General features: G+C 55.5%; 14 protein-coding genes. 5 read left to right on the top strand and 9 right to left on the bottom strand.

The window, feature by feature from the left end; translation table 11 throughout:
- Positions 1-184 precede the first annotated feature (184 nt).
- Positions 185-1,948 carry a D-lactate dehydrogenase gene (gene dld / locus ACOXYR_RS06145; RefSeq protein WP_350437297.1) on the top strand — a complete coding sequence of 588 codons (1,764 nt, stop codon included), beginning with the start codon at positions 185-187 and terminating at the stop codon, positions 1,946-1,948.
- A 98-nt stretch (positions 1,949-2,046) separates the two neighbouring features.
- A complete protein-coding gene (locus ACOXYR_RS06140; RefSeq protein ID WP_108473680.1) occupies positions 2,047-2,601 on the top strand; it encodes a GNAT family N-acetyltransferase in 555 nt (184 codons plus the stop codon).
- Between the two features lie 101 nt (positions 2,602-2,702).
- On the opposite strand, the gene pbpG is transcribed toward ACOXYR_RS06140, so the two are convergent.
- Both pbpG and ACOXYR_RS06130 read right to left on the bottom strand, forming a co-directional pair.
- A complete protein-coding gene (gene pbpG / locus ACOXYR_RS06135) occupies positions 2,703-3,647 on the bottom strand; it encodes a D-alanyl-D-alanine endopeptidase (protein WP_108473679.1) in 945 nt (314 codons plus the stop codon).
- Positions 3,648-3,826: 179 nt separating this feature from the next.
- A complete protein-coding gene (locus tag ACOXYR_RS06130; protein ID WP_015963755.1) occupies positions 3,827-4,414 on the bottom strand; it encodes a Yip1 family protein in 588 nt (195 codons plus the stop codon).
- Between the two features lie 151 nt (positions 4,415-4,565).
- On the opposite strand from ACOXYR_RS06130, the gene ACOXYR_RS06125 reads away from it, so the two are divergent.
- Positions 4,566-5,129, top strand: coding sequence for a DedA family protein (locus ACOXYR_RS06125; protein WP_421355520.1), 564 nt, complete (start codon positions 4,566-4,568; stop codon positions 5,127-5,129).
- On the opposite strand, the gene mdtQ is transcribed toward ACOXYR_RS06125, so the two are convergent.
- Entirely contained in the window at positions 5,124-6,563 is a 1,440-nt protein-coding gene (mdtQ, locus tag ACOXYR_RS06120; RefSeq protein WP_421355519.1) for a multidrug resistance outer membrane protein MdtQ, read from the bottom strand. The two genes, ACOXYR_RS06125 and mdtQ, sit on opposite strands and share 6 nt — an antisense overlap.
- 259 nt (positions 6,564-6,822) lie before the next feature.
- On the opposite strand from mdtQ, the gene ACOXYR_RS06115 reads away from it, so the two are divergent.
- Entirely contained in the window at positions 6,823-7,554 is a 732-nt protein-coding gene (locus ACOXYR_RS06115) for a class I SAM-dependent methyltransferase (RefSeq protein ID WP_421355518.1), read from the top strand.
- Here the strand turns inward: ACOXYR_RS06115 and dusC are convergent.
- The 6 genes from dusC to mhbT all read right to left on the bottom strand — a co-directional run bounded on the left by dusC (position 7,551) and on the right by mhbT (position 13,533).
- Positions 7,551-8,486 carry a tRNA dihydrouridine(16) synthase DusC gene (gene dusC / locus ACOXYR_RS06110; protein WP_108473674.1) on the bottom strand — a complete coding sequence of 312 codons (936 nt, stop codon included), beginning with the start codon at positions 8,484-8,486 and terminating at the stop codon, positions 7,551-7,553. The two genes, ACOXYR_RS06115 and dusC, sit on opposite strands and share 4 nt — an antisense overlap.
- A gap of 62 nt (positions 8,487-8,548) precedes the next feature.
- Entirely contained in the window at positions 8,549-9,742 is a 1,194-nt protein-coding gene (locus tag ACOXYR_RS06105) for a 3-hydroxybenzoate 6-monooxygenase (RefSeq protein WP_108473673.1), read from the bottom strand.
- A 14-nt stretch (positions 9,743-9,756) separates the two neighbouring features.
- Positions 9,757-10,401, bottom strand: a complete 645-nt coding sequence (gene maiA, locus ACOXYR_RS06100; RefSeq protein ID WP_421355517.1) for a maleylacetoacetate isomerase — start codon at positions 10,399-10,401, stop codon at positions 9,757-9,759.
- Between the two features lie 8 nt (positions 10,402-10,409).
- The gene (locus ACOXYR_RS06095) at positions 10,410-11,111 is read right to left on the bottom strand and encodes a fumarylacetoacetate hydrolase family protein (RefSeq protein WP_108473671.1); all 702 of its coding nucleotides are present in this window, start codon (positions 11,109-11,111) and stop codon (positions 10,410-10,412) included.
- Between the two features lie 14 nt (positions 11,112-11,125).
- Positions 11,126-12,163, bottom strand: a complete 1,038-nt coding sequence (gene gtdA / locus ACOXYR_RS06090) for a gentisate 1,2-dioxygenase (protein WP_113857281.1) — start codon at positions 12,161-12,163, stop codon at positions 11,126-11,128.
- Between the two features lie 11 nt (positions 12,164-12,174).
- On the bottom strand, positions 12,175-13,533 hold the full coding sequence (gene mhbT / locus ACOXYR_RS06085; protein ID WP_108473669.1) for a 3-hydroxybenzoate transporter MhbT: 1,359 nt from the start codon (positions 13,531-13,533) through the stop codon (positions 12,175-12,177).
- Positions 13,534-13,658: 125 nt separating this feature from the next.
- On the opposite strand from mhbT, the gene ACOXYR_RS06080 reads away from it, so the two are divergent.
- Positions 13,659-14,582 (top strand): LysR substrate-binding domain-containing protein, encoded by a 924-nt coding sequence (locus tag ACOXYR_RS06080; protein WP_421355516.1) that lies wholly within the window; start codon positions 13,659-13,661, stop codon positions 14,580-14,582.
- Positions 14,583-14,624: the final 42 nt, after the last annotated feature.

Raw genomic sequence — 14,624 nt, 5'->3', positions numbered from 1 at the left:
TTTATTCCATGCCAGTCAATCGGCGAAAGTTGATGAAAAACCGCAGTTTGCCATAAGCCTAAACGGCTGAGGAGCAGAAAGCGAAGGTTATTCTCTGAAATTTCGAAACATTCGTACTCCCAATAAATCTGCAAAGCGCTATTCTTAGGGACGACAAATTAGTCTCACCACAAGGAGTGGAATGATGTCTGCACAAGCCACCACTGATAATAAAGCGCTAATTAACGAACTCACCCGTCTGGTCGGTCACGCTCACCTGCTGACTGACCCGGCGAAAACCGCCCGCTATCGCAAGGGCTTCCGCTCCGGTCACGGTGACGCACTGGCCGTTGTCTTCCCCGGCTCCCTACTGGAACTGTGGCGCGTCCTCAACGCCTGCGTGAACGCGGATAAAATCATTCTGATGCAGGCGGCGAACACCGGCCTGACCGAAGGCTCAACGCCGAGCGGCAATGATTACGATCGCGAGATTGTCATCATCAGTACCCTGCGTCTTGATAAGCTGCATCTGCTCGATAAAGGCGAGCAGGTACTGGCCTGGCCGGGCACCACGCTCTATTCTCTGGAAAAAGCGCTTAAGCCGCTGGGACGCGAGCCACACTCTGTGATTGGTTCTTCCTGCATTGGCGCATCGGTTATCGGCGGGATCTGCAACAACTCCGGCGGTTCGCTGGTGCAGCGTGGCCCGGCGTATACCGAAATGTCGCTGTTTGCGCGTATTGATGAGAACGGCAAGCTGGTGCTGGTTAATCACCTGGGCATTGATCTGGGCGAAACACCCGAGCAAATCCTCAGCAAACTTGACGATGAACGCGTGAAAGACAGTGACGTGCGCCACGATGGCCGTCACGCCCACGACCACGATTACGTCACTCGCGTGCGTGATGTAGAAGCCGACACCCCTGCCCGCTACAACGCAGACCCGGCACGCCTGTTTGAATCATCCGGCTGCGCCGGAAAACTGGCCGTTTTCGCCGTGCGTCTGGACACCTTCCCGGCGGAAAAACGTCAGCAGGTGTTTTATATCGGCACCAACCAGCCGGACGTGCTGACCGAAATCCGTCGCCACATTCTGGCGGAATTCAAGAACCTGCCGGTGGCGGGGGAATATATGCATCGCGATATTTACGATATCGCCGAGCAGTACGGCAAAGACACCTTCCTGATGATCGACAAACTCGGCACCGACAAAATGCCGTTCTTCTTTACTCTGAAAGGGCGTACCGACGCGATGCTGGAAAAGGTGTCGCTGTTTAAGCCGCACTTTACCGACCGTTTTATGCAGAAAGTCGGCCACGTCTTCCCGGCACACCTCCCGGCGCGCATGAAACAGTGGCGCGATAAATATGAGCATCACCTGCTGCTGAAAATGGCGGGAGACGGCATTGAAGAAGCGCAGGCCTGGCTGGCGGAATACTTTAAACAGGCAGAAGGCGGCTATTTTGTCTGTACCGCTGAAGAGGGCAGTAAAGCCTTCCTGCACCGTTTTGCCGCGGCGGGTGCGGCCATTCGTTATCAGGCGGTTCACGCCGACGAAGTCGAGGATATTCTGGCGCTGGATATTGCCCTGCGTCGTAATGATACCGAATGGTTTGAGCATCTGCCGCCGGAAATCGACAGCCAACTGGTGCATAAACTCTACTATGGCCACTTTATGTGCCACGTATTCCATCAGGATTACATCGTCAAAAAAGGCGTGGACGCCCACGCGCTGAAAGAAAAAATGCTGGTGCTGCTGCGCGAACGCGGCGCGCAGTATCCGGCGGAGCATAACGTTGGGCATCTGTACGAAGCCGCCGACTCGTTAAAACGTTTTTATCGTGAAAACGATCCGACGAACAGCATGAACCCGGGCATCGGTAAAACCAGTAAACAGAAATACTGGGGCGAAGGAAAGCCGCAGAATAATCCCGTTTGTGCCGCAACCGACGAGCCCTCCGTGAAATAAGAGAGACGGATTGTTATTCAGGTTCGCACCGTATTAGAGTAAGTGAATGACGCCGGAGGAACGTTTCTCCGGCGATTTTTTTCACAAGGAATCTGAGTATGTCCGCGCGCGTATCCGCTACTGCCACTGATGTTGAAATTCGTTTAGCCCAGCCCGATGACGTCCACGCCATTTCCGCTATCTACGCCTGGCACGTGCTGAACGGGCGGGCCTCCTTTGAAGAAACGCCCCCCTCTATTGAAGAAATGCGCGAGCGCATGAAGAAGATCAATGACCACGGTCTGCCCTGGCTGGTTGCCCTTTATCGCGGCGTGGTGGTTGGGTACTGCTATGCGTCACCTTACCGCCCTCGCCCGGCTTATCGTTATACGGTGGAGGAGTCGATTTATCTGGATACCACCATGACCGGGCTCGGCATTGGCAGCGCGCTGCTGGGCCGGTTGATTGAGATTTGCGAACAGGGGCCGTGGCGCCAGATGCTGGCGGTGGTTGGGGATGGGCACAATAATCCGGGGTCGCTTAACCTGCATAAAAAAATGGGATTTGAGGTTGCCGGGCAGTTGCGCAGCGTGGGTTATAAACTGGGGGACTGGCGGGATACGTTGATCATGCAGCGCCCGCTCAATGATGGGGATTGGACGCTGCCGGAGTAGTAGGTTCGGTGCTGGGTTATGCCGGATGCGCTGCGCTTATCCGGCCTACGGGGGGCTTTTGGTAGGCCGGATAAACGTTACCGTGCCGAAGCCAAAGAACCTTAATCTTCCTGGGTCGTCACTTTACCGTGCGCCAGGTTGCCTGCAATCTGCGACTCTTTCTGCTTTTTATAGCTCAGTGCGGCCGCAGGAACCGGCATCACTTTACCGGTTTCCACCCAGGTACGCAGACGGCTGGCGTCAGCGAAGTGGGTATATTTCCCAAACGCATCCATCACCACCATCGCCACCGGACGTTTATTCATCACCGTGCGCATCACCAGGCAGTGACCCGCCGCATTGGTGAAGCCGGTTTTGGTCAACTGGATATTCCAGTTATCGCGGTACACCAGATGGTTGGTATTGCGGAACGGCAGCGTATACGCCGGGTTTGCAAAGGTCGCCATATCTTCACGCGTGGTGCTCAACTGACCAATCAGCGGGTACTGTTTGGTGGCAATCAGCATTTTGGTCAGGTCGCGCGCCGTTGACACGTTGTGAATCGACAGCCCGGTCGGTTCCACATAGCGGGTGTGCGTCATGCCCAACGATTTAGCCTTCGCGTTCATGGCGCGAATAAAGGCGTCGTAACCGCCAGGGTAATGATGCGCCAGGCTTGCCGCCGCACGGTTCTCCGACGACATCAGCGCCAGCAGCAGCATATTTTTACGGCTGATTTTACTGTTCAGTCGCACGCGGGAGTAGACCCCTTTCATCTCCGGCGTGTGGCTGATATCGACGCTCAGCATCTCATCAAGCGGCAGGTGTGCATCCAGCACCACCATCGCGGTCATCACTTTGGTGATAGAAGCAATCGGGCGCACCAGATCCGGTTCACTGGCGTAGATCACTTTATTGGTTTCAAGATCGACAATCATCGCGCTCCCGGAAGCAATTTCCGGGCGCGAGGCTGCGGCAGTGGCTGCCGTTTTAGCACTCGCCTGAGGCGCAAAAGGCACAGCCAGCATTAACGCCAGGCTGAGCAGGGAAACGCGAAATTTCTGCATGATGTGTTTTCTGGTGGTTATTTATGCACTGTATGGAATATGGACGCCACACGCGTTAAGGCAACGCAGCGAGGACATCATCATAGCGCGGAGCGCAAGGCACCTACCAGAAAAGAATAGTGAATAAATGCTGCATTGCTGGCGCGAAACAATTCACACCAGCAATGCATTAGAACGGATCAGAACAATCGGTAACCATAGCCCCACAGAATGACGGTGATCGCCAGCAGCACCTCCAGCACCAGCACGCCAATCGCCAGCGTTGAGCTGGCAAAACTCAGCCCCTCTTCCCGGTCAATATTCAGGAACGTTGGAATACCGACATAAAGCAGATAACCGGTATAGAACAGCGCAACGGTACCGATCAGCGCACAGAGCCAGACCAACGGATAGAGCGCCACAATACCGCTCAGGAACATCGGCGTTGCCACATAGCCGGCAAACACCATACAGCGCTTGAGCGACGGACGCTCCGGATAGTTACGCGCCATCCACCAGATTACGCGCCCCATCACCGCGACGCCCCCGAGCATGACCCCATAGAAAAGTACGGCCAGGATTAAACCGGTTACCGGTGACAGTTTAACCACATTGCCATCGCCGAAATTCCAGCCCAGCTGTGTTGTGCCTATAAATGCACAGATAACAGGAATCGCGGCCATCAACAGAACATGGTGCGTGTAATGATGTGAAACGGTTTCGTTTTCACTGCGAATAACATGCATTTCCCGATCGGGATGGGAAAACAGCCCCCAGACATGGTTCATAACGCCTCCTCGACACGGCTTCGTACCACGTAACGTAAGTATAATCCACGCTAATAGATTATTTATTGAGCAGACAAAAAATAACGTCGCCCCCGGTTTAGGTTCAGGGGTGTATGCTTAAAGGAGATGTTTAAAGGAAACCAGGATAACGATGGATATACCGGCTCTGATTTCACAATATGGTTATGCCGTGCTGGTACTGGGCAGTATGGCGGAAGGCGAAACGGTGACGCTGCTGGGTGGCGTGGCGGCGCATCAGGGGTTACTGCGTTTTCCGCTGGTGGTGGTTTTCGTCGCGCTCGGCGGGATGATTGGCGATCAGGTGCTCTATTTGCTGGGCCGCCACTTTGGCGGGCGTATGCTGAAGCGTTACTCGCGCCAGCATACCAAAATCCGCAAAGCGCAACGGCTGATCCAGCGTCACCCTTACCTCTTCGTCATTGGCAGCCGTTTTATGTATGGATTTCGTATCATCGGCCCACTGTTGATCGGTGCAAGCCGCATACCGCCTAAACTTTTTCTGCCGCTCAATATTGTTGGCGCGCTGCTGTGGGCACTGATCTTCACCACCCTCGGCTATGTGGGTGGTGAGGTGATCGCACCATGGCTGCACAACCTCGATACCCATTTGAAACATTGGATCTGGGTAATTCTGGCCGTCGCCGTCGTGTTTGCATTGCGCTGGTGGTTCAAACGCCGCGAGAATAAATCATAACGCCTGATACCCGCCACCGAGTGCAGAAGTCAGTTGGATGGAGGCATCCAGCCATTGGCCCTGTAATTTCAGGGCGTTAATCTGCTCATGCAGCGCGGGCAGTTTCGCGTGGCTATACTGCGCACTGGAAATAATGCCCACCTTCAGCCGCGCCTGCGCGAGCGTCGCCACGCGCCCGGCATCACGCAGCACCTTCATCTGCTGCTGATTTTTGGTCGCCAGCGTGTCCATCTGGCTGGCGCACTTCGCTACCTGGTTGACGGCTTCAACCACCGCTTTGTTGTAGCGAGCGATGGAGTAATTATTTTCCGCGCTGGCGATATCCAGATTTGCGTTCAGCCTGCCGCTGTCAAAGATGGGCAGCGTTAACCCTGCCGTGACGCCCATCTGCTGTGCGGAGTGGCGGAACAGATCGCTCAGATGCAGGGCATCCTGTTGCAGGAACGCCATGATGTTGATATCCGGGTAAAACGCCGCTTTCGCCGCATCGACATCGCTCAGAGTGGATTCCACCAGCCAGCGCGCTTCCTGTAAGTCCGGGCGACGTGCGAGCAGTTCGAAGTCCAGTTGCGCGGGCAATTGTGCCACTACCGTCGGTAACGCCACCGTCTTCAACTGCAACGCCGTTGATTGCGCGTTGGTGAGCGCCATCAACCGCGCTTCAATCTCTTTCAGATTGCCGTCGATTTCCGCCAGTTGCTGCCCGGTTTTGCCGACGTTAATATCGTTTTCAACGCCTTCCACCGAGTTAGTGATACCCGCCTGATAAAGTTTTTTATCCACCGAGACAATCAGATTTTGTTCTTCCTGAATCTGTTCAAGCTGCTGGCGAATTGCCGATTCCGTTTGCCACTGCCAGTACAGCCGCGCCACGCTGCTCGCCAGCAGTTGACGAGTTTGCGCCATCCCGGCAATGTCAGCCTTAACTTTGCCAATTCGCGCACTCACCTGCGCCGAATCTTTTCCCCACAGGTCGATATTCCAACCCGCGGTTAAACCAAACGTGCCGTTGGTGTACCACGGGCCCGTGGTTCCCGCGGCCGGATCATCAAATGCAAATGGCCCCATCAGCCCTTCGGCTGACATTTTTTGTCGTTCCAGGTCAGCGGAGAAATTCACCTGCGGCCCGCCGTTCGCTTCGGCCATTTTCGCCTGCGCTTCCGCAAGCGCAATGCGCTGCTGTGCGATAGCCATATCCGGCGCATCGTGCAGCGCACCTTCTATCAGCGCGTTAAGCTGTGGGTCATGATAATCGTGCCACCACGAGGATGTCGGCCAGCCATTTTTCAGCGCCACAGGCAGTGACGAATCAATATGCGAGACGGGTACCTTTTTGGCCAGACGCGCATCGGTTTCATGTGATGGCGCACAGGCGCAAAGCGTAAAGAGTAGCGGTAAGCTTAATACCGCGAGCGTTTTAGCAGAATGTTTCATGGAATTTGCGTGCGTCTGAAAAGAGGCGCAAATAATAGAGAAAATCAGAGGCTTTGCTTTAGTAACCCGTGTGCAAGGGGCATCCATGAAAAATCATTACATCGCGTTATTTATTCGCCTCATAAATACGTTAGCGACATTTTGAAATACTTCTGCGCTTATTTTTTGATTCAGATCGAATTTAACCGTGCGACTTAATATAATTTAGCCTTTAATATTGGCACAATTATTTATTATATAAATATTTCAGAGGTTATTGATGACGCAAAATATTTATGATGATCCGCACTTTTTTGCCGGTTACGCCACGCTTGACCGCTCAGTAAAAGGGTTAGACGGCGCGCCGGAGTGGGCACATATTCAAACAATGCTGCCTGAAATTCAGGGCAAAACCGTTGTAGATTTGGGTTGCGGCTACGGCTGGTTCTGCCGCTGGGCGCGCGACAACGGCGCGGCAAACGTGCTGGGGCTGGATGTTTCGCAGAAAATGCTCGCGAAGGCGCAGGAGATGACATCCGGTGAACGCATTACCTATCAGCGAGCTGACCTGGAAACGCTTGTTCTGCCTGCAGCTTCCGTCGATCTGGCCTACAGTTCGCTGGCCCTGCACTATCTCACAGACATCGACCGTTTATTCCGCACCCTGCATCAGACGCTTAAGCCCGGCGGTAAACTGGTTTTCTCCGCCGAGCATCCTGTTTACACCGCGCCGGCGAATCAACAATGGGTGATGGATAATCAAGGAAACAAGCACTGGCCGGTCAGCCAGTATCAGCAGGAAGGCGAGCGCATCAGCAACTGGTTTGCCGATGGCGTAAAGAAGCAGCACCGCAAACTCGCCACCTGGATTAATGCGTTAATTGCCGCCGGTTTTATCATTGAAGCGCTGGATGAATGGGGGCCGACGGCTGAGCAAATCGCCGCTAACCCGGCACTGGATGAAGAGAAAGAGCGCCCGATGATTTTTATTCTCAGCGCCCGAAAAGCTTAACGCCAGCGCAGGATTTCGCGCGCCACCGACGCGGAGTCCTGCAACGCCCGCACCGCCATAAACAGTTCCGTGGCTTCCTCATACTCTTTACGCAGATAGCCCAACCACTGTTTAATACGCGCCAGATGATACAGCCCGGTGTCGTCCTGTTTTTCCAGCAGGCAATATTTTTGCAGCAGACGCACCACGTCCGGCCACGGCATACGCGGTTCGTTATACTTAATGACCCGGCTCAGGTTCGGTACGTTCAGCGCCCCGCGGCCAATCATCACCGCGTCACACCCGGTCACCGCCATGCATTGTTGCGCGCTCTCCCAGTCCCAGATTTCGCCGTTGGCGATGACCGGAATAGTCAGACGCTGGCGAATATCCGCAATCGCCTGCCAGTTAATGCGCTCGGCCTTGTAGCCATCTTCTTTAGTACGACCATGAACGACCAGCTCGGTTGCGCCCGCCTGCTGCACCGCATCGGCAATTTCGAACTGGCGCGCGCCGCTGTCCCAGCCCAGACGCACTTTAACGGTCACGGGAAGCGCCGCTGGCACCGCTTCACGCATCGCTTTCGCGCCGCGATAGATAAGCTCAGGATCTTTTAGCAACGTCGCCCCACCGCCGCTGCCGTTAACCATTTTGGACGGACAGCCGCAATTAAGATCTACGCCCCATGAACCCAGTTCCACCGCGCGGGCGGCATTTTCGGCCAGCCATTCGGGATACTGGCCGAGAAGCTGAATGCGCACCAGCGTACCGCTCGGTGTGCGACTGTGGTTGTTCAGTTCCGGGCACAGTTTATGGAACGATTTTACCGGCAGCAGTTTATCCACCACGCGCAAAAATTCGGTGACGCAGAGGTCGTAATCATTCACTTCGGTCAGCAGCTCTCGCACCAGCGAATCGAGCACGCCTTCCATCGGCGCCAGTAACACACGCATATTGATACCCGGTAAAAAAAGAGGCGCTATGTTAGCGCCTCTTTTCATCGGTTAAAAGCCTGTTAGCGGGGTTCGAGGCAGTTATCCTCTTTCCAGCCGTAGAGCCACTCCATGCCGCGATAGAACTCGGCCTGGGTTTTGCCTTTCCACAGCAGGTTACGCACGTGACGTTCGACGCCTGCAGCGTGATAAATACGCCCCATTTCGCGCGTCGACCAGACAATGCGCGCAGTGCGTGGAATACGGACGGACTCATACAGCGCGAAAGCTTCTGCCGCATCGCCGTCGCATTGCGCCAGCGCTTTGCCGATAGTGACCGCATCTTCCAGCGCCATACACGCTCCCTGCGCCATATACTGCGCCACCGGGTGTGCCGCGTCGCCCACTAAGGTAATGCGATCGTTCCCCCATTTTTCCACCGGCTCACGGTCAGCGGTAGACCAGCGACGCCACGAGGTCGGTTTGTCGAGCATCTGGCGTGGACGCGGGTGAATACCTTTAAAGTAAGAGAGCACCTCTTCTTTACTGCCATCCTTCACGCCCCACTCTTCCGTTTCACGGCTGTGGAAGGTCACCACCAGGTTGTACTGTTTGCCGCCACGCAGCGGATAGTGCACCAGGTGACAATGCGGGCCCGCCCACAACACCGGGGCGTTGATGCGTAAATCATCCGGCATATCGTCGCAGTCAATCACCGCGCGATACACCACATGCCCGGTAACTCGGGGAGTGTCCCCCAGCAGGCTCTGACGCACGACGGATTTCACGCCATCGCAACCAATCAGAACATCTGCCGTCCAGCTATTGCCTTTGTCATCAAACACGGTGACATCATGGTCGGTCTGGCGGATATCTACCACGTGCGTTGAGGTGCGATATTCCACACACGGATGCACCATCGCCGCTTCCCAAACGGTCGCGTGAATATCAACACGGTGAATAACCGCATAGGGGCCACCGAAGTGATCTCGGAACGCCTGCCCGGTTTCGATATGCACCACTTCTTCGCCGTTCACCGCGTCCATCATCGTGATATGGTCGGTAAATACCGCACGCTGGCGGGCAACGTCCCCCACGCCCAGGCTATCCAGTGCCGAAAACGCGTTCGGGCCGAGCTGAATGCCCGCGCCGATTTCACCAATTTCATGCGCTCTTTCCAGCAGCATCACTTTGATGCCCTGACGCGCCAGAGACAACGCGGTCGCCGCGCCGCCAATCCCGCCACCGACAATAATTGCACTTGTCACTTTTGCCATGATAACTCTCCTTATTATGCCGGGATTTTGTCCTGTTGGTTCTCAGGTGCGGCAGCGACGAACGCTGGCAGCGCGGAACAGGTTTCATACACGGCTTTACAGCGGGGATACCCGCTAAGATCGCAACCCATACGTAACGCATTGGCCCACTGCGGCACTAAGCAGCAATCGGCCAGCGTCGGCGTATCGCCCACGCAGAATTGCCCCGACTGGCTGTGGCGCAGCAGTTGCTCCACTGCGCTCAGCCCCTGCTGGACCCAGTGCGCATACCAGCGTTGTTTATCCTCTTCGCTCACCTTCAGTTCATCGGTCAGGTAGCGCAGGACGCGCATGTTATTGATTGGGTGAATATCGCAACTGATGGCGTAGACGATTTCCAGAATCCGCATCCGCGCCGGATCGTTGTCCGGCAGCAGCGGGGTTTGCGGGAAATGCCGGTCCAGCCAGTCAATAATCGCCAGCGACTGTCCCAGTGATTCGCCATCGTCCGTCACCAGCGCGGGCACCAGCCCAACCGGGTTGAGCCTGCGGTACTCCAGCGCGTTTTGCTGGCCGATACGAATATTGACGCCGACGGTGTCATAATCGATTCCCTTGAGCGCCATCGCGATGCGCACCCGATAGGAGGCCGAGCTATTGAAAAAACTGTACAGCTTCATCCGTCACCTCAAACAATCTTCACGGCGATAGGCGTTAAACCATCCACGTTGCCGGTAATCGTGTCGCCTTTCACTACCGCGCCAACGCCTTCCGGCGTGCCGGTGAAAATCAGGTCGCCGGGTTGCAGCTCGAAAAAGCCCGACAGATAACTGATGGTTTCATTTACTGACCAGATAAGATGTTTGATGTCGCTACGCTGGTGATCTTCACCGTTCACCTGCAACCAGATTGGCGCGTTATCGACGCCGGAAACGTCAGCGGCTTTATGCAGCGGCGAAATGGGCGCGGAGTTATCGAACGCTTTACCGATTTCCCACGGACGGCCCATCTGGCGCATCTCCATCTGACGGTCACGGCGCGTCATATCCAGGCCGGTCGCATAGCCCCAGACATATTCATGGGCCTTTTCCAGCGGAATATCACTGCCTTTTTTGCCAATCGCCACCACCAGCTCAATTTCATAGTGATAGTTGTCAGTTTGTGCCGGGTACGCCAGATTGAGCGTTTCGCCTGCGGCAACGGGAACGACGGCATCAGCGGGTTTGCAGAAGAAGAATGGCGGTTCGCGATCCGGATCAAAGCCCATTTCACGGGCATGGGCGGCATAGTTACGCCCTACGCAATAGACGCGGCGTACCGGGAATTGTTCATCGCTACCAACAACCGGGATCGCAACGGGGGCCTGGGGTTCAAATACATACTTGCTCATTATTCTTCTCCTGATTAGTAGCGTGCTTCGCGGAACAGGCCCAGCGCTTCCTGAACGGGGCGGTCCGAGAAACTGAATAACACGGTGTCGTCCTGCGCATCGAACGACACGCTGTGCCAGGTTGGCACGACAAAGACATCTTTTTCTTTAAAGCTGAAGGTCTGATCGCCAATCGTGACCTGCCCACTGCCTTCCACCACGTGATAAATCGTGCTGTCAGTAGTACGCGCCTGGCGGGAGCGGAAGCCCTTCGGCAGCAGTTGCAGGAATGCGCCCATGGATGGCATCGGGTAGCCGCCCGTCACCGGGTTGACATAGCGCATTTTGTAACCGTCCCACTCATCGGCATCGCCCAGACGAGTCAGGTCATGCAACGCTTCGCGGCTGCGGTCATAGCGATAGTTGAAAATCGGTGATGAGTTACCGGTTTGATGGCGCAGCGGCAGCATATTGGCGGCGTAGCGCGGCAGGTAGTCGCCCTCTTTACGGGTAACCGGTTGCTGATCTTCCGGGTAATCCTCGGCAAAACCGCAACCAAGGTAATTCACCAGCGGCAGATCCAAACCATCCAGCCAAATCACCGGCTCATCGCCAGGGTTGCCGTGGTCGTGCCAGCGCCACTGCGGGGTGAGGATAAAGTCGCCCGGGTGCATCTGAGTACGCTCGCCATCGACGGCGGTAAATGCGCCTTTTCCTTCCACGATAAAGCGCAACGCTGACTGGTTATGGCGATGGCTCGGAGCGACTTCACCCGGCATAATTAACTGTAAACCGGCGTACAGCGATGAGGTAATCGACGATTGTCCGCGCAGAGCCGGGTTTTCCAGCACCAGCACGCGGCGCACCGCCTCTTTCGCACCAATCAGGCTGCCACTTTCCAGCAACAGCGGGCGAATTTCCTGATAGCTCCAGTGCGCAGGCGCGCAGGTCGGGTTTGGCGTTTGCGGCACCAGGTGATGCAGCGATTCCCACAGCGGGGTCAGGTTCTGCCCGGAAATGTGCTGGTAGTACTGTTGCCGTTCATTTTTGACGTCCGGATTTAACTGGCTCATTGTTATTCTCCTTATTTATTCACCACACCTGTAGCAGGCAGCGGGTTGGGTACTCTTGTCGTCCGGCGAACAGCCAGGGTAAGCAGCGTCAACATGATGGCGCTGATGGCTGCCGGGACGGCAATCACGTAAAACAGAGTGTCGAAAGAGAAATTCAGCGCCATCATTACCCCGCCGGAAACCGAGCCGACAATGGCACCACAGCGACCAATCGCGTTTGCCCAGCTCACGCCTGTCGCGCGGCTTTGGGTTGGGTAGAGCATGGCGGTTAAGGCATTAAGGCCAACCTGCGAGCCGCTGATCCCAATTCCGGTGCCGAAAATCGCCAGCGCCATCAGCCAGAGGCCGTTTTCACTGAGGCCAATCATCACGATGCACACCGCGCCCAGCGCGTAGCTCACTGCCAGCACCCGGAAGGGATTGAATTTATCCATTAATACGCCGAGCAGAATCGCGCCCATTGTGCCGCCAATCTGGAACGCCGCCGTCACCCATGACGCGTGTTGCAGGTCGATGCCACGATGGTTAAGCAGCGTCGGCATCCAGCTTGAGAGCAAATAGATAATCAGCAGGCTCATAAAGAACACCACCCACAGCATCAGTGTGATAGCGAGCTGGCGTCCGGCGAAAAGCTGGCCGATGCTGCCTTTGTTTACCGACGTCGGTTCATCGAGCCAGAAGATGGTGTCGTCATGGCGCGCCTGGGTCATCTCACTGACCAGCCTCGCGATGTGCGCCTGAGGTCGCTGACGGCGCACCATCCAGCGGGGAGATTCCGGCAGCGCAACCAGTAAGTAGAAGAACAGGATCATCGGCAGCACGCCACCGAGTACCAGAATACCCGCCCAGCCGATCATGCCAACCAGTTGTGCGCTGACAATCCCGCCAAAGGCGGAGCCGAGCGTGAAGCCGCAGAACATCAGGGTCACCAGCGCGCCGCGTCGACGAGCTGGCAGGTATTCGGAGGTCATGGTGATGGTATTGGGCATTGCGCCGCCTAAGCCCAGCCCGGTTAAGAAGCGCAAGATCACCAGCGTTTCCAGATCCGGTGAAAAAGCGGAGAGCAGGCTGAGGATACCGAAAAACGCCACGCACCACTCAATGACGCGCTTACGGCCAAAGCGATCGGAGAGTGGCCCACAAAGCAGTGCTCCAGCGGTAAGACCGAGCAGGCCAGCACCAAATAGTGGGGCCAGTTCTGCTGCCGTCAGTTGCCAGTGTGCGCGGATATCGGGGGCGATAAAGCCAATCGCTGCCGTGTCAAAACCATCCATCATCACCACCAGAAAACAGCAGATAATGACACGCCACTGGAGCGCGCCGATGGGGGCTGCATCAATCAGAGCTTGTAGTTCACGTCGTTGAGTCATGGTAAATGCCTCAGGTGTGTAGGGCAGATGTTGTATTTGTTGTTTGTATGTAGCAATTTTGTGGTAATTGAAATGAGTTGTACAATGGCTTTCCATGCAGCGTCATAACCTGGAGGTTATTGCTAATGGCAAACTGGACGCAGAAACTGAAGCTTCATCACCTGCAAATGCTGGTCGCGCTGGGCGAACAGTGCAATCTGACGCAGGTGGCGAAAATGATGCACATCACCCAACCTGCCCTTTCCAAGTGGCTGACACAGTTCGAAGAAGAGGTCGGGATCACACTTTTCGAACGCCATAGCAAAGGATTACGTCCCTCGGAAGGGGGAAAGCTGCTGCTTGCGCACGCGCAACGGTTAATCAACGATCTCGAACGTTCGCAGTTTGAGATGGAACGGTTTAAGCAGGGTGGCCTGGTCGGTAGCCTGAAAATCGGCTGCTCGCCGGTCGCGACCGATTGCGTCTCGCAGGCGATTTTCCCGCTCCTCAAAGAGATGCCTTCCCTGCATCTGAACATTGAAGAAAAAGTAATGACGCCGTTGCTGCATGATTTGCAGTCTGGCGTAGTGGATGTGGTGGTCGGGCGAATTGGTGGGCGAGCGCTGGAACTGCCGTTAAATTACCAGGTGTTATATACGGAACCCGTTTGTTTTGTTGCCCGCACCGATCATCCTCTCGCCGCTTACGACCGTCTAAGCTGGAAGGATCTGGAGCCCTGGCGCTGGATAGTCTGGCCGAGCGGCACGCCCATCCGCCAGAGTATTGATAACGCCCTCGTAGATAACGGCGTGATGCTGCCGGAAAACACCATCGAATCCGCCTCAATGAACGTCAGCGTCAACCTGCTGCAAAGCAGCGAGATGATTTCTATTCTTTCTTTACGACTGGCTGAACGTTACGCCCAACAGGGGCAACTCACTATTCTCGCGCTGCCCAAAATTGAGCAAAAAGGCAGCGTCGGCGTATTCTGGAGAAAAAACGATCAGCCCTCGCAGGCGCTGAGTCGTTTTCTTTATCATTTATCGCATCCGCTTCTGTCAGATGCCTGATGTTCCGCTTGTCTATGTCAGGTATGCTCACAATTCATGATG

The organism is Pseudocitrobacter faecalis (assembly GCF_965231525.1).
GTDB classification, from domain to species: Bacteria; Pseudomonadota; Gammaproteobacteria; order Enterobacterales; family Enterobacteriaceae; genus Pseudocitrobacter; species Pseudocitrobacter faecalis.
This window is presented reverse-complemented; position numbering and strand designations above follow the sequence as displayed.

What these genes read in the sequence shown, in the direction of transcription:
- mdtQ (WP_421355519.1), bottom strand. Translation starts at nt 6,563, where the DNA reads ATGAAACATTCTGCTAAAACGCTCGCGGTATTAAGCTTACCGCTACTC.
- gtdA (WP_113857281.1), bottom strand. Translation starts at nt 12,163, where the DNA reads ATGAGCCAGTTAAATCCGGACGTCAAAAATGAACGGCAACAGTACTAC.
- ACOXYR_RS06115 (WP_421355518.1), top strand. Translation starts at nt 6,823, where the DNA reads ATGACGCAAAATATTTATGATGATCCGCACTTTTTTGCCGGTTACGCC.
- ACOXYR_RS06140 (WP_108473680.1), top strand. Translation starts at nt 2,047, where the DNA reads ATGTCCGCGCGCGTATCCGCTACTGCCACTGATGTTGAAATTCGTTTA.
- mhbT (WP_108473669.1), bottom strand. Translation starts at nt 13,533, where the DNA reads ATGACTCAACGACGTGAACTACAAGCTCTGATTGATGCAGCCCCCATC.
- pbpG (WP_108473679.1), bottom strand. Translation starts at nt 3,647, where the DNA reads ATGCAGAAATTTCGCGTTTCCCTGCTCAGCCTGGCGTTAATGCTGGCT.
- ACOXYR_RS06095 (WP_108473671.1), bottom strand. Translation starts at nt 11,111, where the DNA reads ATGAGCAAGTATGTATTTGAACCCCAGGCCCCCGTTGCGATCCCGGTT.
- ACOXYR_RS06105 (WP_108473673.1), bottom strand. Translation starts at nt 9,742, where the DNA reads ATGGCAAAAGTGACAAGTGCAATTATTGTCGGTGGCGGGATTGGCGGC.
- ACOXYR_RS06130 (WP_015963755.1), bottom strand. Translation starts at nt 4,414, where the DNA reads ATGAACCATGTCTGGGGGCTGTTTTCCCATCCCGATCGGGAAATGCAT.
- ACOXYR_RS06080 (WP_421355516.1), top strand. Translation starts at nt 13,659, where the DNA reads ATGGCAAACTGGACGCAGAAACTGAAGCTTCATCACCTGCAAATGCTG.
- ACOXYR_RS06125 (WP_421355520.1), top strand. Translation starts at nt 4,566, where the DNA reads ATGGATATACCGGCTCTGATTTCACAATATGGTTATGCCGTGCTGGTA.
- dusC (WP_108473674.1), bottom strand. Translation starts at nt 8,486, where the DNA reads ATGCGTGTGTTACTGGCGCCGATGGAAGGCGTGCTCGATTCGCTGGTG.
- maiA (WP_421355517.1), bottom strand. Translation starts at nt 10,401, where the DNA reads ATGAAGCTGTACAGTTTTTTCAATAGCTCGGCCTCCTATCGGGTGCGC.
- dld (WP_350437297.1), top strand. Translation starts at nt 185, where the DNA reads ATGTCTGCACAAGCCACCACTGATAATAAAGCGCTAATTAACGAACTC.